Annotated in this window: 1 pseudogene; it reads right to left on the bottom strand. The window is 66.6% G+C overall.

From position 1 onward, the window contains the following. Nucleotides 1-255, bottom strand: a pseudogene (locus OC490_RS49735) (endo-1,4-beta-glucanase); the annotation flags it as partial. Nucleotides 256-383: the final 128 nt, after the last annotated feature.

Raw genomic sequence — 383 nt, forward strand, 5'->3', positions numbered from 1 at the left:
GGTCGGGTTGCCGCCCGACCAGTCGAAGGACGTCTCCCAGTTGACCTTGCCGCCCCGGTAGGAGTTGAGCCAGGTGCACTGCTTGCCGGTGGCGCCGCTGGCACCCCAGACGTTGTTGTTGAGGTAGTACGGGGACGCTTTGATGGTGTTGAAGGCGGTGCAGTTGTCGGCGGCCTGCGCGGCGGACGGGGCGAGCAGGAGCGGGGCGGCGACGGCGGCCGCGACCGACGCGGTGAGGGCTTTGAGCGTGAACATCGTCGGTGCTCCTACTTGTAGGTGATGTCGGAGGATTTGTAGAGGCAGTTGCGGCTGTCGGGACCTGCGCCGACCTTCGCGGGTTCGCCCGAGGTGACCCCGCGGAACTTCTGGCAGACGACGATCTT

Source organism: Streptomyces sp. STR69, assembly GCF_024519455.1.
In the GTDB taxonomy this organism is placed as follows: Bacteria; Actinomycetota; Actinomycetes; order Streptomycetales; family Streptomycetaceae; genus Streptomyces.